Here is a 24,972-nt window from a genome sequence, read left to right on the forward strand (position 1 = left end):
TTAAAAATTTTCCAAAGTGAACCTAAAATTTTTGAAATAATTCAATTAGCTTTTGTATATCTAGTCGGTCTAACGAGAAAAATGACTACGGGAGGTAGCTATGAAAACATATAAAGGACTGCTATTTATTTTCATCACAATGCTTGGGAGTGCGTTACTATGGTACTATGCCACGCCGATTGAAACTTTACATGAGTTAAATACGCTCAGCCATATTGTTGGAGGCATGGCAATTACAGGATTCTTCCTTGTATTTTTACTTGCTACAAGAAGTAAAATTCTCGAACGGTGGTTTCATGGCTTAGAACATGTCTATAAATATCACAAGTATTTGGCGATTCTATCATTAGGGCTAGTGATTTTACACAGTCAATTGCAAGATTTAGTACCACATGAGGATAAAGGGTTACAAATTCCGCTCAGTGAATTAGCAAAGAAATTTGGTGAACTTGCACAATATGGCTTTATCGGGCTAATCGTCATAGCACTATTAGCAAAATTTCTGAAATATGAGCATTGGCGCTTTATTCACCGTTTATTGCTTTTACCGTATGCTCTTGGTCTTTACCATGCCTACTTTTCGAGCAAATATGATTTATTTCAAGTGACACCCCTCGGTATTTTTACAGTGATAACAGCCATTATTGGGACAATGTCTGCTTTATATATGCTTACAATGTATCAAGATATGCAATTTAAACATACAGGTAACATTACAGGTATCCGAAAGATGGGCGCTTGCGCAGTTGAATTAGAATTAACATTAGATCGAAAATTCCCCTATCGTGATGGCCAATATATCTTTCTAAAAATATTCCAAGCTGGTTTAGAACAAGCACCGCACCCCTTCTCCATAACAGGCGGGGATGGACATAAAATTTTTGTAACGATTAAGGCTCTTGGCGACTTTACTAAAAGGGTAAATACGCAAATTCAAATGCAAACACAAGTATCCATAGAAGGTCCCTACGGTCATCTAAACTTTGCCAAAGGTCATCAACAACAAATTTGGATAGCTGGTGGTGTAGGCATTACGCCTTTTTTATCGTATTTACAATCGCAACCTACTGATCGCGAAATTGAATTATATTATACGTTCCGCGGAGAAAACGATGCTATCTATAAAGATTTTTTACAAAATTACGCAGAAAACAATGAGCATTTTAAAGTGAATTTTATCGATACGACCACCATGGACAGACTTACTTTCGATCATTATTCAGTGCCCGCGCGTACGAGCATCTTTCTATGTGGCCCTGTAAAAATGGTGAAGCACTTTATCAAGCATTTCAAATCCAACTGTAGCGATATCGACATCAACTATGAAACCTTTAAATTTAAATAAAGCATCCAAAAAAAGAGGCTTACATCCAATAGTAGGAATGTAAGCCTCTTTCGCTTATGTTCATTTAATAATTTTACGTCTAAACAAATGGCTATTTTTCACTATAAGGACACTTACGACAGCAAGTAAAAGTCCCGAAATCATAAAGACTAGTCTTACCCCTATAACATCGGCAATTACTCCCATCATTAGAGATGAAATGCCAAATGCCCCCGTTGAAATCGCACTTAAAGAAGTATAAACAGAGGACAGTTCTCCTTTTGGAACACTCGTTTGAATAACCGTATGTTGTGGGATGCTCTTTATTTGGCCAAAAAATCCAACGCAAAACGTTAGTAATAATGCGATAATTGGAACACTATTAACACTAAACAAAATGGTTGCAATAAACATACAAAATGAACCACTAAACATCACTTTCGCTAAATGCCGTTCAATAAAAGAGGTATATTTGACACAATAAACGCTTCCTGCTATTAAACCTACAAAAAATGTGCCATTCAAAAAGCCCCACCATTGCTCGTCAACTTGTAAAGCATCAGTGACAAATACCAATATAATCGCAGCAATCCAAACTGTACCAGCAATCGATTCGAGAAAATCTATCCAAACAATCCTTCTTAACAGTGGCGTATGCCAAAGTAATTTCCAGCCTTTTATAACTTGTTCTATTTTTCCTAGTTGTGCAAGTGATTGATGATCAACATTTTCTAACAAACATAAGACAATACTGGCCACTGTAAATAAACAGCCCACTACCCAAACTACTTGCTGGGAACTTAGAAAAAGTAAAAATAGGCTACCTACGAACCACATAACTGTTTGAATAAATTGAGTTACTGCTTCATCAATGCCATTTGCCTTTAATAATTGTTCGTCTTTCACATAATGTGGAACCAATGTCTGTCTTATTGGATTCGCACAGCCATCAAGAAATGCAATCATACTTATAACAATAAACAACAAGTAAAAGTTAGTTGCTGTTGTTACATATAACAGCAGCGCTAATAAAAATAATAAACATGTCTTTCCTATTTGTGAGCCTGCCATTAACCATTTTAAATTCACCTTTTCAAACAAAAGCGGAGTCAAAATACTAGAAACAAACATTGACGAAGCAATTGTAAATGGTACAAATGAGGCTGCGATTGCCGATTCTGTTACAACATAAATTAAATGAATAATGCTCACTATATATAAAACATCACCTATATTTGCCAGTGATTGACCGATTAGTAATAATGAAAAGTTTCTACCCAATTTCATAAACAATCCCCCATTTTCAAGAAATTAAATTTATCGAAATGGGTGATTTTTAAATTGGACTATTCATGTAAACTTTCCTCCCCCATTTTTCACGAAATGAAATTCATTCAAATGGGTGATTTTTAAATTGGACTACACATGCAAACGGACCTCCTTTTGTCTAGTAGATAAATCTTGGGGGAATTAGATTCATCAAAAATTTTTGTATGTAATTTTTCCGTAGAAAAGCTTATGCCTTATTATATTCAAAAATCAGTCCTAATTTTTATATTTTTGTTGAATGGTTTGAAGATGTTGCGCTTTTACCACCTCTGATACTTGCATTTGAGGTAGTAGTTTCTTATAGATGGCTTCTATATCACTTTTCGAGAAAAATGAAGTACCTGATTGATTGCGGGTTTCTATAAAACGTCTTACATTTTCTCGCTTTAACACATGTACATTTTCAGACGTTACTTCCACCTTTTTCAACTGACAACGCTCACTGAAAACAATGACAGAATGTAAAGCCTCATCTGGTAGTCCTAGAAAATTTTGAATGGCTCTTATGTGGGTTGCATTTTGACGAATTGGGTTATAAAATTTAAATTTTTTATTATTAGGCATTGTTTGTGTCCATTGGCTTTGATTTTCATTGCCAAAAATCCATCCACTATAGTTTTTAGATTCTATTACATATAAACCAGTCCGATCTATAAAAACTAAATCCACTTCCGTCCAGTCATTTGAATTCTTTTTTTGAATATACACATTAAATAATTGCTTATGACTTTTTAAAGCATACTTTTCAATTATACGTGATGTTAAATACTCTCCATACCTTCCTTTATCGAATATTACTTTAAACATGTTGTCATTCGTTAGCTCATAGTAAATACTTGCTCGATAGTTTTTTTGCTTAAAATAAATAATTGATATTGCCATTATTATGACTATTAGCAAGAAAATTAATAACACAAATTCTTTCCTCCTTATAATATGTTTTTAGGTTCAAGTTTTGTTATTTATTTCATACCGTCCCACAACTAGATTGGTAAGTCAAAGCACAAATCATCCACCCTATAATTATACCAATATTTTCTAAATTAAACGTATTTTTTTTACATAGCATGAAAAACTGGATGAATTCATAAAGTGATTTAATGTTCTCTGAAATATTTAGTTTATTCATCTCGGAATATTGCTAAAAATTTCTTGGGAATTGTTATGGATTTTCCATCCTAAGTTAATTATTAAATCTGTTGAAAGGGAGGTTTTTTGATGAATTATTATGATCCGTATTATAGTGATTATGATGCAGTCTTCGGTGGCTTCATGGTTGTGTTCTTTTTAATATTTTTTGTAATATTAATTATTGGGTATATTGTTAATGCTCTAATTTATTTTATGACGTCGAAAACAAATGGCTTTAGCGATATAGCTTATATCGCTTGGATTCCTATTATAAACATTTACAGCCTATTCTTACTAACTGCTAACGGTGAAGATGATGTGACAATTCGTGCTGCAGCGAAAAAAACGACCTTAATTTATGCAGGATTATTTATCGTTTCGTTTATTCCTGCTGTCGGTGTTATCGCGTCACTCGTTATGTTTTGCTATTGGATTTATTACTCCTATCGTCTCTTATATCGTTGGACTGGAGATACTAGCAAAGCTGTTCTTTATATGATTTTATCAATTATTACTGGCGGCTTATTCTTTGCCATTTACGGCTTAATGCGAATGAAACGCCCATTCATAGTATAAATTTCAGCGTTTATAGTCCTATATATCCTCTTTCGTTTAAAAGACTGAAAGAGGATTTTTTTTACTTAAGTAAGCTCTTCTATTCTTATCTTATACAATTTATTTTACCAAGCGCTTTTTCCTCATCTTTCCAATATTTTTCAAAAAAGAAGTTAGAAATTATGTTGGATATGCTATATTATAGTTAGAAAATTTAGACTTTCTAACTTTCAAAGCAAAGGGGATTTTTAATTATGTATGAAAATATTTTAAGACATCCAGGACCGACACCTATTCCAAAAAAAGTTCAGCTTGCGATGAACCGAGATATCTTCAGCCATCGAAGCAATGAATTTGTGGAGCTATATCGTGAAACAACTGAGCTCGTTAAACCTATTTTCGGCACTAAGCAGGACATCTTATTGCTTCCATCTGGTGGTACAGCAGCATTAGAAGCTGCCGCTGTCAATACAGTTTGTGCAGGTGAGGATGTTGTAGTCATTACGGTAGGCGCTTTTGGGGATTACTTCGTTTCGATTTGTGAAAAATATGGCTTTAACGTACATAAGCTTGCAAAACAATGGGGACAAGCATGCACAGCAGAAGAGTTACGTAACTTTTTACAACCTTTGCAAAATATTAAAGCCGTTTTTGTTACGTATAATGAAACTTCAACAGGTATTTTAAATCCAATTGAAGAATTAGCACAGGTTGTTCGTGAAGAAAGTGATGCGTTAGTAATTGTTGATGGCGTAAGCTGTATTGGTGGTGCTCCTGCTGAAATGGATGCATGGGGCATTGATATTCTCGTAACAGGCTCACAAAAGGCTATGATGCTTCCACCTGGACTTTCTCTCGTTTGTGTAAGCGACAAGGCATGGAAAGTCATTGAAGAAAATCATGCACCATCTTATTACCTGAATTTATTAAGCTATCGCGATTGGGCACAGAAAGGTATGACACCAAATACCCCTGCCATTACACTAATTTATGGTCTACATGAGGTGTGTAAACTTATTGAACAAGAAGGTGGGTTTTCTCAAACTGTTGCCCGTCATGAACTGATGAAAAATATGGTCCGCAGTGCAATGAAAGCACTTAATATTGAGCTTTTGACAGCCGACGAATACGCGTCGCCTACAATTACTGCAATTATGGCTCCTAAAGGTATTGCATTAGGTGAGTTTCTGACACATCTTAAACAAAGATATCACCTAGATTTTGCGGGTGGATTAGGTCATTTACAAGGAGAAATTTTCAGATTTGGCCATATGGGCTACTGCTTCCCTAGTGATGTTTTACAAGCGGTTTCTTTAATGGAGGCGGCACTACAAGACTTTTCTTACGACTTTGAGCCAGGTGCAGGTGTTAACGCAGCACATAAAGTGTTTTTAGCGGCACAGCATAATTAACACATGTTTTAACAAAAATAGACTGCCTGACGATAAAATCAATCAGCAGTCTATTTTTACTATATGAAACTATCAAACAAGTTTTTTAAAATATTCCTCACGCATCTCCTGTGGCACCATACTGCCCCCTGTTGCCCAGACAAGATGTGTAGCTTGCTCCATTGTATCTAATAACTGATGCTTCTCTAAATAATCTCGCCCATTGTTCAACAACTGAATCGGTCCGAACATTCCCGCATGTGCAGATGGTTCTAAAAATAACCGTTCGCTGTCCATGGCTAAACCGAGTGAAGTAAACAATTCTTCATCTTTCACTGTATAACAGCCGCTAATATATGTTTCCATCACTTTGCCAACGAATTTTGAAGCACGTCCCACAGCTAAACCATCTGCTTCTGTTTTATTATCCAAGCTGATATCTTCTACACTAATTTCATCATGTAAGCCCGTCATGAGCCCAATTGTCATACACGGTGAAGCGGTTGGTTCAGCAAAGAAAATATGAACATGCTCCCCAAACAATTCTCGTAAACCATAAGCAACTCCACCAGGTCCCCCACCAACACCACATGGTAAATACACGAACAATGGATGGGCATCATCCACTTGAATATTTGCCTTTATTAATTGGACTTTTAAGCGCTTCGCCGCTACTGCATAGCCCGCAAATAAATCTTTTGAATTCTCATCATCAATAAAATGGCACATTGGATTTTGCGAAGCTTCCTGTCTTCCGTGCTCTACAGCTACACTATAATCCGCCTCATATTCAATGACCGTTGCCCCTTTTTCTCTTAATAATGCCTTTTTCCATTCCTTTGCGTCACTCGACATATGTACAACGACATTGAACCCTAGTTTTTTGCCCATTATGCCGATACTAAGACCTAGATTTCCTGTTGAGCCTACCGCAATTGTGTATTGCTGGAAGAACGTTCGTAGTTCTTCTGTGGCAAACACTGCATAGTCATCATCTACTTTCAACTTACCATTCGCAATTGCCAATCGCTCGGCATGTTTTAGTACTTCATAGATACCACCTCGCGCCTTGATTGAACCCGAAATAGGTAGCGCATGATCACATTTCAAAAATATTTGACCGGGAATCGATATTTGGAACTCTTTTTCAAGTGCTAGCTTCATTTCATCAATCTGTTGAATAGAGGACTCAATCAGTCCTTTGCTTTCTACTAGTTCAGGAAATGCGATAATTAAATAGGAAGAAAAGCGTTTTAGCGTTTCTTCCGCATCCTCAACCTCCTCTATAGAAAAGAGAGGAGTACTCGCTTTTTTCACCCACTTTGTATTTTCCCAAAAAACAGTATCCCTATTTTTAATCTTTTCTAGTTCCGGATATAGGTGAAATAATTCGTTTTTCAGTTTATTTTCCATCTGCAGATCCCTCCATTTTTTGTGCTAAAATTGCTCGTTCACAAATTTGTCGAAATTTCAATTCGAACAACATATTGTTTTCTTTCGTTCTTTTTTTAGGTCCCTTGGTTCGTCCGCCTGCACGTCTAATCTTCTGACCAACATGGCGCATATCGAGCAAACGTTCGATATTTTCACTAGACATTTCCCTACCATTTTGATCGATTGGATACCCTCCTCGTGCCAAAACCATGGCTGCTAAACCGTAATCCTGCGTAATCACAATATCGTGTTTTGAAAGCGCATTCACTAGCGTGAAATCAACCGAATCGGGTCCCTTCGGCACAATAATTGTTATTACATTATCACGTTCAATACGGTGTGATGTATCGCAAAACAAGATAGTTTCAATCTCAAACTCAGATGATATAGATAGCGCTAAATCCACGACTGGACAGGCATCAGCGTCAATTAATACCTTCACAATAAAGCATCATTCCTTTCTCATAATTAGATGAATCCAGCACCTATATATTATTTCGATATAACATTTTCCAGACCTCGATTGCTCATTTTTTCACAAACTTATTCCACTTGGAAAAAGTATTTTATTGAATAGTGTGAAAAATAGATATACGATACACCTATCAATAAATTGGAGGTTTTCAATATGACAACAACAACTGTAAAGAACGATCAATTAGCAAAAGAATACGTTGACGGCGTATTCGAGCAACTGAAAAACCAAAACAGTCATCAAGCGGAGTTTTTACAAGCAGCTGAAGAAATTTTCATTTCATTAGTGCCTGTATTTGCACAACACCCTGAATATATTAAGGCAAATATTCTTTCTCGTATCGTTGAGCCAGATCGCATCATTTCATTCCGTGTAGCATGGCAAGATGATAACAACCAAGTGCAAGTAAACCGTGGTTATCGTGTACAGTACAGCAACGTCATGGGGCCTTATAAAGGCGGGCTTCGCTTCCACCCTTCAGTAAACGAATCTATTATTAAGTTTTTGGGCTTTGAGCAAATCTTTAAAAACGCATTAACTGGTCAACCAATCGGTGGTGGTAAAGGTGGATCTAACTTTAATCCAAAAGGTAAATCCGATTCAGAAATCATGCGTTTCTGCCAAGCATTCATGACTGAATTATACCGTCATATTGGTCCAGATGTCGATGTTCCTGCTGGTGATATCGGTGTAGGTGCTCGTGAAGTAGGTTATTTATGGGGTCAATACAAGCGCATTACAAAAGCAAACGAATCTGGAGTATTAACAGGTAAAACGCCTGGTTACGGTGGTTCTTTAGCTCGTAAAGAAGCAACTGGTTACGGTACTGTATACTTTGTTGAAGAAATGTTAAAAGACGTAAATGATTCATTTGACGGTAAAACTGTTGTTGTTTCTGGTTCTGGGAATGTATCAACTTATGCAATTGAAAAAGCTCAGGCATACGGTGCAAAAGTTGTTGCTTGCTCTGATTCTTCAGGCTATATCTATGATGCAGAAGGATTAGATCTTGATGTCATTAAAGAAATTAAAGAAGTAAAAAGTGACCGTATATCAACTTACGTCGACTACCGTCCAAATGCTACATTTACAGAAGGTTGTACAGGAATTTGGTCTATTCCATGTGATATTGCGCTACCATGTGCAACACAAAACGAAATCAACGGCGACGCGGCTCGTACATTAATTTCAAATGGTGTAAAAGCAATCGGTGAAGGTGCCAATATGCCTTCTGACCTTGAAGCAATTAACGAATTTTTAAACGCTGGTGTATTATTTGGACCTGCTAAAGCAGCTAATGCTGGTGGCGTGGCGGTATCAGCACTAGAAATGGCACAAGATTCTAGCCGTGTATTCTGGTCATTTGAAGAAGTAGATGCGAAGTTACACCAAATTATGAAAAATATTTATGCAGATAGTAAAGCTGCTGCTGACAAATATGGCTATCCAGGAAACCTAGTCGTTGGGGCTAACATCGCCGGCTTTATAAAAGTTGCTGATGGAATGCTTTCTGAAGGTATCTATTAAATAACCCTTGATACAATTTATTCGGTTATTCTACCATCTAGTAACTAGAATCCTTTATTAAAATCTTTTATTTTCTTAATTTCACATAAGATGATAGCGAATATTCGTTATCATCTTATTTTTTTGTATAAAACAGGTAAAAAAATAATCATAAATAAGATTATAACGAACGATTTTTATATTAAACATTATAAACATTCGTGTTATAATTATAGAGTACTATGAAATATTGGAGGGTTTTTTGTGGAATTATTGTATACAGGTAAAACGAAAAATGTTTTTAAGTTAGAAGATGGTCATTACTTATTAAAATTTAAAGATGATGTAACTGGAGAAAATGGCGTATTTGACCCTGGTGCAAATACTGTAGGTTTAACAATTGATGGTGCTGGCCTAGCTGGTCTTCGCTTAACTTCTTATTTCTACTCAAAACTAAACGAACAAGGTGTCCCTACTCACTACGTAGATGCAAACTTCGACGATGCTACAATGACTGTAAAGCCCGCAACAGTTTTCGGCAAGGGTTTAGAAGTCATTTGCCGCTTCAAAGCTGTTGGCTCTTTCCTACGTCGCTATGGTGCTTATGTACAAGAAGGACAACCTTTAGATTCTTTCGTTGAGGTAACAATCAAAGATGACGATCGTCTAGATCCTCCAATTTCTGAAGATGCTTTAGCAATGTTAAACCTGTTAACACATGAAGAATATGCAATTTTAAAACAACGAACAATTGAAATTTCTAAATTTGTCGGTGCAGAGCTAGCAAAAAAAGGCTTAACGCTTTACGATATTAAATTAGAATTCGGCCGTGATGCACAAACAAATGAAATATTATTAATTGATGAAATTTCTGGTGGTAATATGCGTGCATACAAAGGCGAACAATACATCGAGCCATTAGAGCTTGAAAAAATTATGTTAGCAGACTAATAGCACTAATAGCTAATCCCCTTCTAAGTAATTCATTTGCTTAGAAGGTTTTTTGTTTATATTCTTTTTGCAAAACATCTCACTGTTATAAATTACCGATAATTCCCTGTAGCTATACGTACTACTTTCATTTAAGCTCGAATACGTTGGTCGAAAAAATTTGGTCCCATTTAAGACAATTTTTGAAACCTTTCACAACTTCACTCGTATATTGAGTAGAAACAATCTTATCATCTCAGGAGGTAGTTTAATGGAAAACTATAATGAAACAACGCAACAAGAAAGGCCTAAAGTTAATCCGTTTCTGTCTACTTGGATGCATCCAAAGCAAACAGCACGCTACATGATTGATGCTAAATCTATCGGTTATGCAATTCTTGTCATGTCCATCGGTTATATTGGTTCTTTGCTTTCAGGCCTTATAGATAGTAATTTTTTACTAGACGTATCCCCTTGGATTATCGTGCTATTTTGTGTGATTTTAGCGCCAATCGCTGCAATTATCGGTACAGCCTTTTCTACCCTTATTTTCTGGTTGGTTGGTAAATTATTTAAAGGTACTGCTACGTATTCCGACATGTTTAAAGCATTGAGCTTAACTGCTGTTCCATTTATCGTTGTCGTTCCTTTCTATTTGATTTGGTTATTCACTTCTCCAGAATCTTTAATGGATACTAACTTTATAGGGTCTGCCCCTTGGATCTTTTGGCCGACAATGCTCTTGACAGCTGTTGTTGGTGTTTGGTCCTTTGTGACGACAGTGGCTGTTGTAGCGGAAGCACATCAAATCTCGAATTGGAAAGCATTCTTTACAATCTTTATTCCTTCTATCATAGGAGGAATCATTGTCTTTGTACTTATTGTTGTGCTCTTTATCGGTCTGATTGGTATCGGCATGATGTAAAAAAATCTCCCCTCTCAATTGAGAGCGGGAGATTTTTTCGTCTAAAACAACTTTCTAACAATTAAACAGAAAGTACCGTTTGTTGCTGGAATAACTCAGATACACCAGAAGCAACAGCAGCCCCACTGACAGCACGTGAAACAATTTCTACAACACGCTCATCTAATGATTTCGGCACAATATATTCCTCCGTTAATTCTGCATCACTAACAAGGGAAGCAATGGCTTCTACTGCCGCTAACTTCATATCCTCATTAATATCTGTTGCACGGACATCTAAAGCTCCACGGAAAATTCCTGGGAAAGCTAGCACATTATTGATTTGATTTGGATAGTCTGAACGTCCAGTACCCATAATACGAACGCCCCAAGCTTTAGCGTTTTCATACGTAATCTCTGGATTCGGGTTTGCTAATGCAAAGACAACCGGATTATCATTCATAGATGTAATATGTGCTTCTGTTAATAAATTTGCAACAGACACGCCGATAAAGACATCTGCACCTACAAGTGCGTCTTCCAACGTACCATGAATTTTTTCTGGATTAGTTAAATGTGCAACTGCCTCTTTAATCGGGTTCATACCTTCCGCGCGACCTTCATAAATAATCCCTTTTGTATCGCACATATAAATATTTTTATATCCCATTTGCACGAGAATACGTAAAATGGCGATACCTGCTGCACCCGCACCATTAATGACTACTTTCATCGTCGCAACATCTTTTTTAACGATTCGATTCGCATTAATCATGCCCGCTCCTACAACAATTGCTGTACCATGTTGATCATCATGAAATACTGGAATATCGCATTCTTGACGTAGGCGATCTTCAATTTCAAAGCAACGCGGTGCTGAAATATCTTCTAAATTAACAGCACCAAATGTTGGCGCAAGCGCCTTCACAATGCTGACGATTTCATCTGTACTTTTTGTATCTAAACAAATTGGAAAAGCATCAACATTGGCAAAACGCTTTAATAAAATCGCCTTTCCTTCCATAACAGGTAGTGCTGCCTTCGGTCCAATATCCCCTAAACCTAACACTGCAGTACCATCAGAAACAATTGCAACCATATTGCCCTTCATTGTATAGTCGTACACAAGAGATGGATTTTTCTCTATTTCTATACATGGTGCCGCTACACCTGGTGAATACGCAAGGCTAAGATCATATGAGTCTTGTACAGGAACCTTTGAAACCACCTCTAATTTCCCACTATAATGCGCATGCATATCTAACGCCTTTTTCATAATATCCATTCTACCCGCCCCTTTTTTTGTTTTTATTGTATGTCAGAATCATAATACTTTGTGAAATTACAGTCAATGAAAATAACTCAAAAAGCGAAATTTTCTTTGATAAATCAACGTTATTCGTCGATAATTACAAAATTTTGTTTTGTTATGCATTTCACAATCTATTATATCGAAATAACAAACAACCTCTTTTTCCTTTACCAGAATGTACTTATATCGGCACTAAGCCTGTTCAACTTTTCACATAGTATTTTTCTACAGTAAATGAGAAGAATTTCACAAACGTATGTAAGCGCATCCATTGCTACAACTATCTTTGCCACATTTTCTTCACATTTTTTCACAAACATTTTTATTATTTTACCGAAAATATTTTACGTACAAACGTTTCCTCTCAAGCAAAAAGTGATAGTTTCCCATACTTCACCTAAAAAACATAAAAAAAGAGACCTTAGCATAAGGACTCTTTGCGTGTTGACAAAAGGCTGCTCAACTCATTATGTTTTATTCAGTTGATTGGAGTGGAGAGCGGCAACTCCTGCTGGAACGCACAAAATATAAGACACAACAAACCATGCTTTAGCTAGAATTGCGGCTTACTGTATGCACTTGGAAAGCGTCCGCTCGCTACGGAATCAACATACTTTAGCGTAAAGACTCTTGCATAAATTGATTCGTAAAAGCCGTAATAATATGTTTGGACGACCATTGTTCTCCCGATACTTTAGTAATCGGGTAATCTCTTCGAAAGATTGCTTTTGTTATATCATCGACTGAGTAGCCACGTTCATAGAGCTTCCGAACTTCTTCCTCCAGCTCTTCTAAATAGGCAATTTTTTCGATAATTTTTGCCCGACCATCTGCTAGATAACCTGCATGGCAGCAATAGACCTTTTCAAAATCATAATGTAGTAGTTTTTTTAACGATGCCAAAGTATGTACAACATTTTCCTCATCAAGTACAACCTTAGTTTTCGTTTGAATATATAAATCACCTGTAAACATGGCACCTGTTGCACGATTATAAAAAGACAAATGATCCGTTGTATGTCCTGGCGTAGCAATAATATCCCATGTAGCCGATTTTGTTTCAAGCGTCTCACTGAACGGCTGTGCAATAAACGCTGGTCGCTGTCCCCATAGCGCTTGACGATACAACTGATAGTTTCCATCTTCTGCACAATCCGCAACTGACTCATGATGAACATAAATAGGAACACCCATATGTTGCTGAATCCATGCAGCATTTCCTGAATGATCCTCATGCGAATGAGTCAAGGCAACTTGTTCAATCGGCAGCTCTCGAAAAAATGATTGAAACTCCTCTGTAAGTGAGTTCGAACCCGTATCAATTAGTAAGCCATCCACATAAAAGCTATACACACTCATGCCAATACCTTGAACAGCTACCTTCCCATGCGCATATCGCACATCATCATTCTGTTCAATATCAATGCTTTTCTCGAGTTTAAACATATTTTCTCCCCCTTACCCTTTGTAAAAAAAGTGTAGCACAAAATGAATAGCGAGTCATTTTTTGGCGTATGTTACCATTTGTTACACGGACTAGCCATTCTATCTTGAAGAAAGAAAAAAACGCCCACTAAAGTGAGCGTTTGTTATTTTCAATTATTCATTTGTTCCTGTTTCTACATCATAAGCTGTAATCCAGTCACTGAAGCTACCTGTATAGAGCTGAATATTTTCGTAGCCTTCATCTGCTAGCACTGCATAGAGCGGTGATGCTGTGACTCCACTACCACAATACACAACAATATGTTCATCATGTGCCACTTTTGCACGCAGCGCATCATTGGCTTGTAGTGTATTTTCTACCTTTAATTGCTCCCAATCAAAGTTTTTAGCAGTTGGAATATGGCCAGCTACTTTATCAAGTGGTTCAACCTCACCACGGTAGCGAGCAGCGGCACGAGCATCTAATAGCGTTGCTGACTGCGCTCCATCTACAATGGCCTTCACTGCTTCGCGTGGAGCATAAAGATGCTCTTGCCAATTAAAGTCGATTGTCGTTGGGGCATATTTGACAATATCCTTTGTGAACGTCACTTTGTTTTCAAGCGCTGCCACACCTCCGTTGACAATTACGACATTCGGGAAGCCTGCATACGTTAGCATCCACCAAGCGCGGGGTGCGAACGGTGATGCCCCCTGATCGTAAACGACAATTTGATCCTCATAGCGGAGGCCTAATTCTTGAAATACTGACGTTAGCTTTTCCTTACATGGCATCGGATGACGGCCATTTTCACTTGTCATATCCGATAAATCCTGCTCTAAATCTAGGTACACGGCACCAGGTGCATGACCTGCTTCAAATGCTTGTTTCCCTGAATCTTTGTTCTGTAAATCATAGCGAGCATCCACAAAACGAACATTATCAACTTGAATTTCCTCAACTGTTTTGAATACTTTTCCCATGTGAATCACCTCATGCGTATTGTAGTTGTGCGTAAATTGATTTCCACGATGCTAGTCGACTTTCTTCTTGTAATGCAAGTCGTTCAGTAGCGATTTGCTCTAATGCCTGATGGTATATATGCAGACGTAATCTTTCTGCTTCCTCACTGATAAAGGTAATTGCCCAAGTCATTAGCGATACTTTTTGTCCATCTAAATAGTTTTGTGCATCCGGTTTTGTTAATGCTTCTAACGCTTCACTTAGCTTCATTTTTTCATTTTTCTCAAAGAATGCTTTTTGATTGCGGAAATGCGATTTCACACTTGCATATTTTGAAATTTCAGCAAACGGACCTTCAAATGCTAGTAAATCTGGTTCTGATGATTCAAATGCTAAAAACGAGAAACTACGGTTCATTTCTTTCAACTCACGTACTTCATCTTTAAAGCGCAGTTGCATTTTCTTACTAATAAATTGTGATAAGCGGAAGTTTGTAACGCGCATTTCCTGTGTAAAGTCAAAACGTAAGCTTTGTAACACTTCTTTCAACGCATGTTCTAACGCTTGTTGTGCAGGCATGGCGGCAAATGTTGAAGGATTATAGCCTTCCTTAAAGAATTCAGGGTAGCGATAATAGACACGCTGTAAGACGTAATACAATAACTCATCTAGTTCCTGCTTTGTCTCACTTTCCATCATGCTAGTATTTAACGCATTAAACTTAGATTTAACGTGCTGTTCAAGCGTTGTTAGCTCCGCCAAACGTTCATCTTTACGTTTTAAGTTTTCCTCTGTTTGAGCAATTAAATCCCCTAAACGTTGCTCTGTTTTATCAACTTCCTCAGCAAGAGCTTGCACTGCTAATGCACTTAGTTCGTCATTTAAGAATGTATGGAAAGCATCCTCAAACGGAGGCATACCAGATGCAAATGACCCGCCCTCTACTTTTTCTTTTAAAGCCATTAAGCTTGATACCCCGTATAGACGAGGGAAGCGAATGCCAAAGCGTTGTAATTCCGAACGAACATAGCCTTTGACATCTTCTTGCTCTTCTTCTGTTGTTGCCAAATCAATTGCATTGACGATAAAGAACATTTTATCCAGTTCAAATGCATCTTTGACACGGCCTAATTGGATTAAGAACTCACGGTCAGCTTTCGCAAATGCATGATTATAGTACGTAATAAATAAAATGGCATCTGCATTACGAATATATTCAAAAGCAACCCCCGTGTGACGTGCATTGATTGAATCTGCTCCTGGCGTATCAACGAGCGTGACACCCATACGTGTTAGCGGACTATCATAATAGAAGTCGATATTATCTACAAAGCAAGATTTATTTTCTTGTGCTACAAATTTTTCAAATTCTTCTCGCTCCACACGTAGCACTTGACCAAGTTCTGATTTAAATGTTGGATAGCCTTCTTTGAATGCACGGATAAACGATTTATGCACATTTAATCGCTCATCTGTAAGCTGTACCGCAAGCCCTTCATCAGCTCGGTTAAATGCTTCTTCTAATGAACTAACGGTTAAACCAATTGCCGCATAAGAACCCTGGATATCCTCAAGCATTTGTGCAGCATTTTTTAACTGGACATCTGCTGTTTCATGAGGATGCTCTGGTGTCACTGGTCGAATTTTATTTATTGCTGCTGTTGTTGGGTTAGGTGATACAGGCAGTACTTTTGCACCCATTAGTGCATTAGAGAATGAAGATTTCCCAGCACTAAACGCACCGAATAATGCAATCGTAAAATCTTTTTTCTGTAATCGCTCTACTTTGTTTTCTAAATAACTTGCTACTTCAGCAAAGCCTTGTACTTCTTTTACTGCATTTGCTGTATGCAATGCACGCTTAATAACACCATCAATTGGCAAGCTCGCAGCACTTACCGCCTGCTGCGCTTCCTCTTGCTGCACGATCTCTTCCTTTGGCTTTAACATAGAGTCGTCGAATATTCGAATATCAGCCAAGTCTTGCTCAAACGCTTTATCCCAAACTTCGAGCTGATAATTCGCTTCTTTCCGAATTTCATTGCTTGCTTGATGCATTACACCTGCACTATATTGCTGATAGCCTTCGATTTCTAGCACTGCTTGAATGGCATCTACTTTCGCTTGCATCCCAGCCATTTTCAACTTAGATGGAGCAGCGGTTTCAGTTGCAACAGCTTGTAACGTTGTTGCTTGTGCTTCTTTCCAGACATCTGTTTCTTGAATAAAATAACGCTTTGTTGCCTCGGCAACACGGTTGGCAAAATTAAGAACTGCATCTCCAGTTAATATTGCCCCGACTTGCACTTGTTGTTCAATCAATGAAAATGGTAAATCAAACACATAGGCATCCACTGCTTGTGCGCGTTCTTCACTTAAAGCACCGACATCTTTTAATGCTTTTTTCATTAGTGCTTTTAAGTGACCTGTAATTTGTGCATGGACAACTGTTTGATAGGCACTATACGCATCCTCTTTACGACGATTGCGTTCCTCTTCGGTTTTTTTCTTTGCTGAAAATAAACCGCCTACTTTAAACCCTTCCTGCTTACTTTCTAAGTAAAGACGTAATTTATCACGTACATCTGCTGGCATTATTGCCGCATTCGCAAGTAATTCTTTACGTTCTTCTTCGAAAGTTTCATTCCAAGCTTCCACTGAGAATAATTCTACTTGACGACTTAATTTATTATATTGCTCTAATATATCCTGATGGTGTGCCCAATCATCTGCACTCAATATGTCCTCATCGATTTCTAAACGATCTTGCTTTTCTTCCATTAAATAATTGTCATGCTCGCTTTGCAATAAACGCAGCGTATTTGTCGCTGTATGAACAAGCTGATCTTGCCAATCGTTCATACTATCCATGACGATTTTTTTAACAGCTTCAAAATCATTATTTGGATGCTCTGGCTCTCTTAAAGAAGTGAAAAACACACCCTTTGGCTCTACGCCCCATGCAGAGAACGAATTGTGGACAGTTGCTTTAAATTCGTCAAAGCTTAATTCATTTTCCTTATGCTTATCAATCATATTAACGATTAAATAGACATTTGGATTGTATTTCATTAATTGTTTAGTGAATTGAAAGTTCAATTCCGATTGAACATGATTATAGTCCATTGTATAGAATACAATATCTGCAATATGGAGTGCTGATTCGGTAGACATGCGGTGCGCATCATCTGTTGAGTCTACACCTGGTGTATCCATCACCGTTACACCAATTGGTAATGTAGACGCACTATGACCAATTTCAATTTGCGATACAAGATCCCCATTTTTACTAAGCTCTTTTACGGTTTTAAAATCATACCCTGCTTCAAACTTAACTGGCTTTTCATTGTGCATATAGACAATGGCAAAATCCTCTTCGGATTTATGGACCTTTACGATATTAGCACTCGTCGGAATCGGACTGGAAGCAAGTAAATTCTCACCAGATAAAGCGTTAATCATACTTGATTTACCAGCAGAGAAATGGCCAGCAAAGCCAATGACATACTCTTTTTGTTGTAATTTACGTGCAAATAGTGACGTCTTATCCATCCGCTCTGTATCACCGTTATGCTGATATATTATGTATTGTAACGAAGCTTGCTTTAAAAGCCCTTCCAGTTGTTGTTCAAATTCTTTCATAAAACGTAAACCCCTTTACCCTTTTAATTATTCACAATTAGTATTCTACCTTATTAGATATGCAAAGTATAACACTAATTTACTTTGAAAAGCATATATATCAAGGTTTCAGACGTAATATTCGTCAACAAAGTAATGTTTATCCAAAATGACATTGCACGATTGTTCTAAAAAAATCTACTACATTTACCTTCACAATGGATGCATAACTAAGTTTCTTGTGTTTTTTTTCATATTTTAGAAGGATAGCGAACTATGAAAAGCTGAATAATAATACCAACATAATTGTACACTTCAATTAATATTTGAAAGCACAAAATTCAAGAAGATAGGAGTAAGGGGCACAAACAAATAAATGGAGTGAATGAGTATGGTGAAAAATAAAAATTTTCAAAAGATTGAGCAGTTATGTAATGTTGAAGATAGGTTTATATGGCCCCGTATAATAGCTCGTAACGCCCCTATTACTGTACCTTCTCCCACTATTATTTCTAATAATACGATTATCCCCAAAGTCCACAGATATTTCTATTTAGCGACATCCGATATTCAGTTGACGAACGGGGCCACTCTAGTTGCTAACCTATTTTCAGATGACAATGGAGTTAACGTAACGGAATTTTCCACCGTCCATCCGAATGGCTATGTAAATCTTTTTATTAATGCTGTAATGCAGGAGGGTGGAATTTATTCAGTAACACCGACTTCTCTATTCATACAAGCTGATAACTCAATAATTTATAGAGGGACACCCATTATTATTGAATCGATTGGATTTTTTAACGAAGTACATTAAATCTTTGAAAGGAGGTGAACGTAAGTGGCGCTTTCCATTATTAACCTTAATGTCAATGTTTATTGCACATCAACAAGATTTTTCAACATTTTAGCCACACCATTAGCAATTACAGATGGTACTACTATCGCTGCAACATCTTTTTTAACGGACAGCGGTAGTGCTGCAACTGCTTTCCCAATCGTAATTAACGGATACTATAATTTATATATAAATGGTGTGCTACAGGAAGGTGATGCCTATACTGTTTCCTCAACAGAATTAACATTTAACACCGTTACAGCTTCTATTGCTGCTGGCACCCCAATTATTATTGAAGCCGTTGAATTATCGACTACTCTTTAATTAACGTAAATTTTTAGCATGCATGTATCTTTTGCAATTAAATGAGCAATAAAGTAGTTGAATATGGATGCTCTAACTTAATGTAAAGCATACTTTAGAGCATCCATCATCCTATTCACTTATCCTATTTGTTTTCTTAATTCATAAATTTTTTTTGCATAGGCTAGTGCATGTGGGCCATCACCATGTATACATAATGTTTGTGCAGAAATTTTGATTCTCTTTTGTTGCACCGACATCACTTCATTCGAAGTCAATATACTTTTGACATGAACGAACATTTCTTCCTCCGTTTGAATTAACGCATTTGCGTCATCTCGACTAACTAACGTACCGTCTTCATTGTAATTACGATCTGAAAAAACTTCCTCGTATACTGGTAAACCCTTCTTCTTTGCAATTTTCACCATTTCGCTACCAGCCAAACAATATAAAACATAAGTTGGATTAATATCATATACTGCATTGACAATAGCTGTTGCTTTTTCTATATTATTAGCACTTTGATTATAGAGCGCCCCATGTGGCTTCACATGATGAAGTATTCCTTTTTCCACTGAAACAAATGCTTGCAAAGCTCCTACTTGATAAACGATCATATTATATATTTCATCTGCACTAAAATCCATATCCCGTCGGCCAAATCCTTGAAGATCAGGATATCCCGGATGAGCTCCAATAAGAACGTTTTTTCGGATGGCATTTCGTACAGTCTTATGCATAATTGTATGATTCCCTGCATGATAACCACAGGCAATATTGATTGACGTCACATAGTCTAAAATTTCTTCATTTTTTTCTAATGTAAAAGCATCCATACTTTCACCCATATCGCAATTAATATCAATTGGCATATCTATTCCTCCACTAATGCAAATCTTATTGTGTTAAACATACGCATTTGAGCAACTTTATGTAAATCATCTTCGTGTATTGTTGCAATGATTGGATAGCCGCCAACCGTTTGGGCATCTGCCATTAAAACAATAGGCTCACCACTTTGTGGCACTTGAATTGTCCCATATTGGGTCGCTTCTGAAAGAATGTCTTTTTTGTTTTTTAGATGTAGGACGTTACCTTTGAAATAATAGCCCATACGATTTCCACCAGCAAACTGATAGGAGCTCTTTAAAAATTGTAGTTTACTCTCTTCTGTAAATAAGTCAAAATGAGGACCTTTAAAAATCCTTACGGTCATAGCCGTATTATATATAGGTCGAAAAGGTTCATATAGTCCTCTTGTAAAACGTAATGTCTCTCCGCTCTGTCCATATAAGATACTTCCCACATTTATCGCATTACCAACGATTGGTAAGCATGACTTACTGCCAAGTATTGAATCTGTTTGAAATCCACCTTTTGCCGTTAGATATACAATAGAGCCATGGTTGACACTTTTTATTGATAAGATATCTCCCTTTATTAATTGAAAGGTTTTCCACATTTCGATAGGGCTACCATTTAATAAACAATTACAAGTTGCGCCAGTCAATACATAAGTTCCCTCATTTAAAGCTTGAAATTCAAAACCACCTATAAACATTTCAAATGACGTTTGGTCTTTCTCATTATTTAAAATATTATGGGCAACTCTAAATGAAATTTTGTCCATTGGCCCAGATAGAGGAATACCATACGCACGATAGCCGTATCTCCCTTGATCTTGCAGGCTCCCATAAACACCTTGTTTTTTAACAATAAGAAGTGGCTTCATTTGCTACACTCCTTTACATTTTATTTCTAAAAACTCCAGTTTGGTAATTTCATAAAATTGTACTTGATCACCAAGAGAGAAGATAAAAATGTCTTTCCCATGAATATCAAATAAATTAAATGGCGTCTTACCGATAATATTCCAGCCACCTGGTGAATCGAGAGGATAAATTCCTGTCTGAAACCCTCCAATGCCTACAGAACTTGCAGATACGAAATTACGTGGCTTTTTTAATCGAGGTACAAATAATTTACTATCTAGATCACCTAAGTAAGGAAACCCAGGTAAAAAGCCGATTAAATAGACACTATATGTTTTAGACAGGTGTATTTTTTTTATGTCCTCAAATGATAAACCTGTATAATCCATCACACGGTACATATCCAAAGCGAATTCCTCATCATAACAAACTGGAATTTGTAGCTGGCGATTTGTCACTTCATCAACTTGAGAGGTAATTTGCATTAAAAGCCATTGTTCTTGTAAAAAAACTAAATCAATTTTGTCTTTAACATATGCTGTAACAGTATGATAGCTAGCAACACTTTCAATAAGATTTGAATGTAGTACTTTTTTAAGAAAACCACTAAACTTTTGCACAATATGAAAATTATCTTGTGATATTACTTCATTAAAAGCAAAACGGATTGTGTGTCGACTAATCCACATTGTATGAGGAAACTCAATTACTTGTTGTTGCATGAATTGTTTCCTCGATACAAAGCTTAATGCAAGTTATTAAATCTTGCATATTCCAACCTGGTATTTTGCCATGCTGTATAGCTAATTCAAAAGATGCAGGAATATGAATAAATCCAGCACGAATACCTTCATGTTGCGTTGCATAAACTAGCCCTTCATACATGATGTTATTGCATAAATAGGTACCCGCGGTATTTGAAATTTCTGCAGGATATCCTTCTTTACATAATCGATCAACCATACTTCGGATAGGTAAATTTGTCATATAGGCATCCTCACCACCATCATATATGCTTTCATCTACAGGTGTATAGCCATTGTTATCTGGCTCTCCATCTTTAACGTTAATGGCAATTCGCTCTGGTGTTATTTTAAAACGCCCTCCAGCTAATCCTAATGAAATAATAATTTCAGGCTTTATATCTGCAATATATTGTTTCAACTGCTGTGCGGATTGCTGAAAATCTACGGATAGTGTACGTCCCACAATTTCATAGTCGTCCATCATACTCCCGTTTAAATATTCAACAATTTGCATAGTAGGATTAATTTTATATTCTAAAAATGGTACAAATCCAGTTAATAATATTTTTGTCATTTTCATCACCTAAATTTCTATTGGATGTAGCTTTATGCCCATCCATTTTTATTTTGTTTTTTACTTTAGTAGATACAACTGATTGCATGGCTTCTTGTTGAAGAGGAATTTTCTTTTCAATTCTAACAAACAACGGCAACAAATGCTCTACATGCTATGAAGTAATTTTATTTTTCTGAATTTTATTCTTATCTATTAAACTATTGATTGCTCATTTTATTCATATCCAAATTGAAGCCGCAAATTGTAAAATTCCATAAATAAAAGAGTATGACGCAGGTCATACTCTCGGATTTTAGAAAATAGAATTCTATAGATTATAGTAATCAATTGTTGTTCACCAATTTTTCTTTATCCAAACTTCTTTAGGAACTTGTTGCTTATAAGAAGTCACTACCACATCTCCAGCTTTATCAAGTACTAAAGTAGTTTGAGTTGGAGAATGATAAAGAATTTTTGCTCCATTATTTTTATCTACATATTTTGTTCCATATGCCATTGCGGATGCAAAATGTCTCTCAGTAATAGCTCTTTCAGCAGCTCTTTCAGCTGCATGCTTAGATACTTTCTTTACAGCCTGTTTTCCTACCCATTTGGCAACTAATCTTATTACGACCCCAATAACAATAGGTACAAAAGGAAGAGCCCTTGCTTGAATTTGAGATTCTACCGAATCATTGTCAGAACCTTCATTATCATCCGAATCATCCAGAAATATCGCCCAATCAAAACCTTCAACACCCTCATGGTCATCAACTATGTAATCATCTTCATCAAAAACTTCTTCATCATTAGCATAACTTACAGTTGTCCCAATAGTAGCAAATAAAAGAGTAAAAACCATTAAATGAACAATTACCTTTTCATTTAGAGTATTCCTTTCTATTTAATTACTATCCAAATACATTGAAGAAGGTTGAAATACAATTTTTTTATTTTTTAATTCACTCATCACTTTTTCTGTTAGTTTTAGCCCCAATTCATTATGTTGCTTTTCTAAATTTTCACCTCCAACAATTAAGCTATCAGAGTCCCAATTTATCCAAACGCCATAATCATTTATCCATGATCTTAACTCTAACTTTAAAGAATGAGAAATCTCCATTGTATCCATATCCAAATTAAAGCCACAAACCTTACACCATAACGGATCAGAACCAAAATCTGCTTCCACTTTTATTTGCACAAGTTCTTTACAATTACATAATGAATCCATAAATAACTCCACTCCTGAAATTTTTACGTTAATTAAAGAGTATGACGCAGGTCATACTCTTTAGGTATATATTCATTTATAGTAAAAAATGTTGAAAACAAGAACACTAACGAAAGCGCTATTATTTTAAATGTGCAGTCGCCTGTTTCATGACGTATTTCCCCACTCCAATATAAATAGCAACTGTTGCTCCGATCAATACGAATGTCATTGCTGACCGCTCCTTTTCTTATAAATAGTAAGCTAAAGCAATGAATGCTGTAGCATGAATTAACTGATTTTGAAAATCATTCTCATTAATATAATATAAATTTCGTCCTATTTCGTCAAGACATACTTTCATCTTACCCTTTTAACATGGTAAGATGTAGAAAAGTCGGAAAAAGGATGCGGTAATGATGAGTAATTCGAAGTACTTTCAAACTATTTTAAACGGGACAATCCATGCATTAAAAACGATTCTCCCTATGGATATTCAAGTGAAAACGCCAAGTATTATTTCTGAGCCCTTTCAACAACAGCAAATGGGTGTGTTAATTGGCCTTATTGGAGATGTAAAGGGACGAGTAATCATAGATTCTTCCCCTGACATATTTAGTGGTATCGGTAGCTCTATGTTCGGCATGCCACTTGAAGGCGAAATGCTAGAGTCTTTTACTGGCGAATTCGGAAACATGATTGCAGGTAATCTATGTACGGCAGTAGGACAAGAAAGCCTAGATATAGATATTACACCGCCAACTGTAATGGTAGGAAACACAAAATTATACGGCTTTGAAAAAGCATTTGTACTACCCGTTACTATTCCAGACGTTGGTGCATTAACAGTATTACTAACGATTGAGGAAGAAGTAATAAGAACATAAGCTTGATTCTTTCAAACTATATATTCTATGCAATTATAGCTAGTATTTATGAATACGAAATCGTTATCTGCATAAAAAGGAGTTGGCTCATATTTGAGTCAGCTCCTTTCATATTTCAACTAATATTTCACATTTTTTTCACACAATCCACTCGGTTGTGTGATTTTTTTCACATCAAAAAGAATTGATTTACAATATCATGACTTTAAGAAAGCCACTATGAAAGCGTAGGAGGGAGTAAAAAATGGCCAACAAAAAAAAGTCAGAAGATAATCTAAAAGGTTCACTTTATGGAGTGTTTGGTATCGGCTTTATCATAATTTTAATTTGGATTTACTGCTTCAATTTATTCATTGAGCGCTTTTAATTTTATTAGCAAAAAGAACTATTCCGTCGACAAGATGTAAGTAATA

The 24,972-nt window shown here is 36.5% G+C and carries 24 protein-coding genes; 10 read left to right on the forward strand and 14 right to left on the reverse strand.

Going from position 1 to position 24,972, the window contains the following annotated elements:
• Window positions 1-100 precede the first annotated feature (100 nt).
• Entirely contained in the window at window positions 101-1,345 is a 1,245-nt protein-coding gene (locus tag ACIP9C_RS01560; protein ID WP_401008005.1) for a ferredoxin reductase family protein, read from the forward strand.
• Between the two features lie 60 nt (window positions 1,346-1,405).
• On the opposite strand, the gene ACIP9C_RS01565 is transcribed toward ACIP9C_RS01560, so the two are convergent.
• Window positions 1,406-2,611, reverse strand: a complete 1,206-nt coding sequence (locus ACIP9C_RS01565; RefSeq protein ID WP_401008007.1) for an MFS transporter — start codon at window positions 2,609-2,611, stop codon at window positions 1,406-1,408.
• 258 nt (window positions 2,612-2,869) lie between these two features.
• Window positions 2,870-3,568 carry a nuclease-related domain-containing protein gene (locus tag ACIP9C_RS01570; RefSeq protein WP_401008010.1) on the reverse strand — a complete coding sequence of 233 codons (699 nt, stop codon included), beginning with the start codon at window positions 3,566-3,568 and terminating at the stop codon, window positions 2,870-2,872.
• A 303-nt stretch (window positions 3,569-3,871) separates the two neighbouring features.
• Between ACIP9C_RS01570 and ACIP9C_RS01575 the strand changes: the two genes are divergently transcribed.
• The gene (locus tag ACIP9C_RS01575; protein WP_401008013.1) at window positions 3,872-4,360 is read left to right on the forward strand and encodes a hypothetical protein; all 489 of its coding nucleotides are present in this window, start codon (window positions 3,872-3,874) and stop codon (window positions 4,358-4,360) included.
• A 233-nt stretch (window positions 4,361-4,593) separates the two neighbouring features.
• Window positions 4,594-5,751 (forward strand): pyridoxal-phosphate-dependent aminotransferase family protein, encoded by a 1,158-nt coding sequence (locus ACIP9C_RS01580; RefSeq protein ID WP_401008015.1) that lies wholly within the window; start codon window positions 4,594-4,596, stop codon window positions 5,749-5,751.
• A 72-nt stretch (window positions 5,752-5,823) separates the two neighbouring features.
• Here the strand turns inward: ACIP9C_RS01580 and ACIP9C_RS01585 are convergent, their stop codons facing one another.
• Together ACIP9C_RS01585 and ACIP9C_RS01590 are read right to left on the reverse strand one after the other, a co-directional pair.
• On the reverse strand, window positions 5,824-7,143 hold the full coding sequence (locus ACIP9C_RS01585) for a D-serine ammonia-lyase (protein WP_401008018.1): 1,320 nt from the start codon (window positions 7,141-7,143) through the stop codon (window positions 5,824-5,826).
• Window positions 7,133-7,606, reverse strand: a complete 474-nt coding sequence (locus ACIP9C_RS01590; RefSeq protein WP_401008020.1) for a YaiI/YqxD family protein — start codon at window positions 7,604-7,606, stop codon at window positions 7,133-7,135. The genes ACIP9C_RS01585 and ACIP9C_RS01590 overlap by 11 nt, the downstream gene beginning before the upstream one ends.
• A 186-nt stretch (window positions 7,607-7,792) precedes the next feature.
• Here ACIP9C_RS01590 and gdhA point away from each other — a divergent pair, with 186 nt between their 5' ends.
• From gdhA to ACIP9C_RS01605, 3 genes are all read left to right on the forward strand, one after another.
• The gene (gdhA, locus tag ACIP9C_RS01595; protein WP_401008021.1) at window positions 7,793-9,166 is read left to right on the forward strand and encodes an NADP-specific glutamate dehydrogenase; all 1,374 of its coding nucleotides are present in this window, start codon (window positions 7,793-7,795) and stop codon (window positions 9,164-9,166) included.
• 243 nt (window positions 9,167-9,409) lie between these two features.
• A complete protein-coding gene (locus ACIP9C_RS01600; RefSeq protein ID WP_025219181.1) occupies window positions 9,410-10,096 on the forward strand; it encodes a phosphoribosylaminoimidazolesuccinocarboxamide synthase in 687 nt (228 codons plus the stop codon).
• Window positions 10,097-10,346: 250 nt separating this feature from the next.
• Window positions 10,347-11,000, forward strand: a complete 654-nt coding sequence (locus ACIP9C_RS01605; RefSeq protein WP_401008024.1) for a YIP1 family protein — start codon at window positions 10,347-10,349, stop codon at window positions 10,998-11,000.
• Window positions 11,001-11,061: 61 nt separating this feature from the next.
• On the opposite strand, the gene ACIP9C_RS01610 is transcribed toward ACIP9C_RS01605, so the two are convergent.
• From ACIP9C_RS01610 to ACIP9C_RS01625, 4 genes are all read right to left on the reverse strand, one after another.
• Window positions 11,062-12,264: an NAD(P)-dependent malic enzyme gene (locus tag ACIP9C_RS01610; protein ID WP_401008027.1), complete on the reverse strand. Its 1,203-nt coding sequence runs from the start codon at window positions 12,262-12,264 to the stop codon at window positions 11,062-11,064.
• A gap of 642 nt (window positions 12,265-12,906) precedes the next feature.
• Window positions 12,907-13,737 (reverse strand): MBL fold metallo-hydrolase, encoded by an 831-nt coding sequence (locus ACIP9C_RS01615; RefSeq protein ID WP_401008029.1) that lies wholly within the window; start codon window positions 13,735-13,737, stop codon window positions 12,907-12,909.
• Between the two features lie 153 nt (window positions 13,738-13,890).
• The gene (locus ACIP9C_RS01620; RefSeq protein ID WP_401008032.1) at window positions 13,891-14,700 is read right to left on the reverse strand and encodes a sulfurtransferase; all 810 of its coding nucleotides are present in this window, start codon (window positions 14,698-14,700) and stop codon (window positions 13,891-13,893) included.
• A 10-nt stretch (window positions 14,701-14,710) separates the two neighbouring features.
• A complete protein-coding gene (locus ACIP9C_RS01625) occupies window positions 14,711-18,322 on the reverse strand; it encodes a dynamin family protein (RefSeq protein WP_401008035.1) in 3,612 nt (1,203 codons plus the stop codon).
• Between the two features lie 364 nt (window positions 18,323-18,686).
• Here ACIP9C_RS01625 and ACIP9C_RS01630 point away from each other — a divergent pair, with 364 nt between their 5' ends.
• Both ACIP9C_RS01630 and ACIP9C_RS01635 read left to right on the forward strand, forming a co-directional pair.
• Window positions 18,687-19,118: a DUF4183 domain-containing protein gene (locus ACIP9C_RS01630; RefSeq protein ID WP_401008037.1), complete on the forward strand. Its 432-nt coding sequence runs from the start codon at window positions 18,687-18,689 to the stop codon at window positions 19,116-19,118.
• A 24-nt stretch (window positions 19,119-19,142) separates the two neighbouring features.
• A complete protein-coding gene (locus ACIP9C_RS01635) occupies window positions 19,143-19,463 on the forward strand; it encodes a DUF4183 domain-containing protein (protein WP_401008040.1) in 321 nt (106 codons plus the stop codon).
• A gap of 119 nt (window positions 19,464-19,582) precedes the next feature.
• Here ACIP9C_RS01635 and ACIP9C_RS01640 read toward each other — a convergent pair whose 3' ends face one another.
• From ACIP9C_RS01640 to ACIP9C_RS01665, 6 genes are all read right to left on the reverse strand, one after another.
• Window positions 19,583-20,317: a 5-oxoprolinase subunit PxpA gene (locus ACIP9C_RS01640; RefSeq protein ID WP_401008042.1), complete on the reverse strand. Its 735-nt coding sequence runs from the start codon at window positions 20,315-20,317 to the stop codon at window positions 19,583-19,585.
• A 2-nt stretch (window positions 20,318-20,319) separates the two neighbouring features.
• A complete protein-coding gene (locus ACIP9C_RS01645) occupies window positions 20,320-21,177 on the reverse strand; it encodes a 5-oxoprolinase subunit C family protein (RefSeq protein ID WP_401008044.1) in 858 nt (285 codons plus the stop codon).
• A gap of 3 nt (window positions 21,178-21,180) precedes the next feature.
• On the reverse strand, window positions 21,181-21,879 hold the full coding sequence (pxpB, locus tag ACIP9C_RS01650; protein WP_401008047.1) for a 5-oxoprolinase subunit PxpB: 699 nt from the start codon (window positions 21,877-21,879) through the stop codon (window positions 21,181-21,183).
• A complete protein-coding gene (locus tag ACIP9C_RS01655) occupies window positions 21,860-22,477 on the reverse strand; it encodes a pyroglutamyl-peptidase I (protein WP_401008048.1) in 618 nt (205 codons plus the stop codon). Before ACIP9C_RS01655 ends, pxpB begins: the two co-directional genes overlap by 20 nt.
• Window positions 22,478-22,814: 337 nt before the next feature.
• The gene (locus tag ACIP9C_RS01660; RefSeq protein WP_401008050.1) at window positions 22,815-23,321 is read right to left on the reverse strand and encodes a hypothetical protein; all 507 of its coding nucleotides are present in this window, start codon (window positions 23,319-23,321) and stop codon (window positions 22,815-22,817) included.
• 42 nt (window positions 23,322-23,363) lie between these two features.
• Entirely contained in the window at window positions 23,364-23,693 is a 330-nt protein-coding gene (locus ACIP9C_RS01665) for a hypothetical protein (RefSeq protein WP_401008052.1), read from the reverse strand.
• Window positions 23,694-24,091: 398 nt separating this feature from the next.
• Between ACIP9C_RS01665 and ACIP9C_RS01670 the strand changes: the two genes are divergently transcribed.
• Both ACIP9C_RS01670 and ACIP9C_RS01675 read left to right on the forward strand, forming a co-directional pair.
• Entirely contained in the window at window positions 24,092-24,559 is a 468-nt protein-coding gene (locus tag ACIP9C_RS01670; RefSeq protein ID WP_401008054.1) for a chemotaxis protein CheX, read from the forward strand.
• 244 nt (window positions 24,560-24,803) lie between these two features.
• Window positions 24,804-24,926 (forward strand): hypothetical protein, encoded by a 123-nt coding sequence (locus ACIP9C_RS01675; RefSeq protein ID WP_255639709.1) that lies wholly within the window; start codon window positions 24,804-24,806, stop codon window positions 24,924-24,926.
• Window positions 24,927-24,972: the final 46 nt, after the last annotated feature.

Source organism: Lysinibacillus sp. NPDC093210 (assembly GCF_044753985.1).
Taxonomy (GTDB): Bacteria; Bacillota; Bacilli; order Bacillales_A; family Planococcaceae; genus Lysinibacillus.

What these genes read in the sequence shown, in the direction of transcription:
- ACIP9C_RS01625 (WP_401008035.1), bottom strand. Translation starts at nt 18,322, where the DNA reads ATGAAAGAATTTGAACAACAACTGGAAGGGCTTTTAAAGCAAGCTTCG.
- ACIP9C_RS01655 (WP_401008048.1), bottom strand. Translation starts at nt 22,477, where the DNA reads ATGACAAAAATATTATTAACTGGATTTGTACCATTTTTAGAATATAAA.
- ACIP9C_RS01610 (WP_401008027.1), bottom strand. Translation starts at nt 12,264, where the DNA reads ATGGATATTATGAAAAAGGCGTTAGATATGCATGCGCATTATAGTGGG.
- ACIP9C_RS01665 (WP_401008052.1), bottom strand. Translation starts at nt 23,693, where the DNA reads ATGGATTCATTATGTAATTGTAAAGAACTTGTGCAAATAAAAGTGGAA.
- ACIP9C_RS01670 (WP_401008054.1), top strand. Translation starts at nt 24,092, where the DNA reads ATGAGTAATTCGAAGTACTTTCAAACTATTTTAAACGGGACAATCCAT.
- pxpB (WP_401008047.1), bottom strand. Translation starts at nt 21,879, where the DNA reads ATGCAACAACAAGTAATTGAGTTTCCTCATACAATGTGGATTAGTCGA.
- gdhA (WP_401008021.1), top strand. Translation starts at nt 7,793, where the DNA reads ATGACAACAACAACTGTAAAGAACGATCAATTAGCAAAAGAATACGTT.
- ACIP9C_RS01660 (WP_401008050.1), bottom strand. Translation starts at nt 23,321, where the DNA reads ATGGTTTTTACTCTTTTATTTGCTACTATTGGGACAACTGTAAGTTAT.
- ACIP9C_RS01640 (WP_401008042.1), bottom strand. Translation starts at nt 20,317, where the DNA reads ATGCCAATTGATATTAATTGCGATATGGGTGAAAGTATGGATGCTTTT.
- ACIP9C_RS01615 (WP_401008029.1), bottom strand. Translation starts at nt 13,737, where the DNA reads ATGTTTAAACTCGAGAAAAGCATTGATATTGAACAGAATGATGATGTG.
- ACIP9C_RS01605 (WP_401008024.1), top strand. Translation starts at nt 10,347, where the DNA reads ATGGAAAACTATAATGAAACAACGCAACAAGAAAGGCCTAAAGTTAAT.
- ACIP9C_RS01620 (WP_401008032.1), bottom strand. Translation starts at nt 14,700, where the DNA reads ATGGGAAAAGTATTCAAAACAGTTGAGGAAATTCAAGTTGATAATGTT.
- ACIP9C_RS01630 (WP_401008037.1), top strand. Translation starts at nt 18,687, where the DNA reads ATGAGTATGGTGAAAAATAAAAATTTTCAAAAGATTGAGCAGTTATGT.
- ACIP9C_RS01560 (WP_401008005.1), top strand. Translation starts at nt 101, where the DNA reads ATGAAAACATATAAAGGACTGCTATTTATTTTCATCACAATGCTTGGG.
- ACIP9C_RS01580 (WP_401008015.1), top strand. Translation starts at nt 4,594, where the DNA reads ATGTATGAAAATATTTTAAGACATCCAGGACCGACACCTATTCCAAAA.
- ACIP9C_RS01645 (WP_401008044.1), bottom strand. Translation starts at nt 21,177, where the DNA reads ATGAAGCCACTTCTTATTGTTAAAAAACAAGGTGTTTATGGGAGCCTG.
- ACIP9C_RS01575 (WP_401008013.1), top strand. Translation starts at nt 3,872, where the DNA reads ATGAATTATTATGATCCGTATTATAGTGATTATGATGCAGTCTTCGGT.
- ACIP9C_RS01675 (WP_255639709.1), top strand. Translation starts at nt 24,804, where the DNA reads ATGGCCAACAAAAAAAAGTCAGAAGATAATCTAAAAGGTTCACTTTAT.
- ACIP9C_RS01565 (WP_401008007.1), bottom strand. Translation starts at nt 2,611, where the DNA reads ATGAAATTGGGTAGAAACTTTTCATTATTACTAATCGGTCAATCACTG.
- ACIP9C_RS01585 (WP_401008018.1), bottom strand. Translation starts at nt 7,143, where the DNA reads ATGGAAAATAAACTGAAAAACGAATTATTTCACCTATATCCGGAACTA.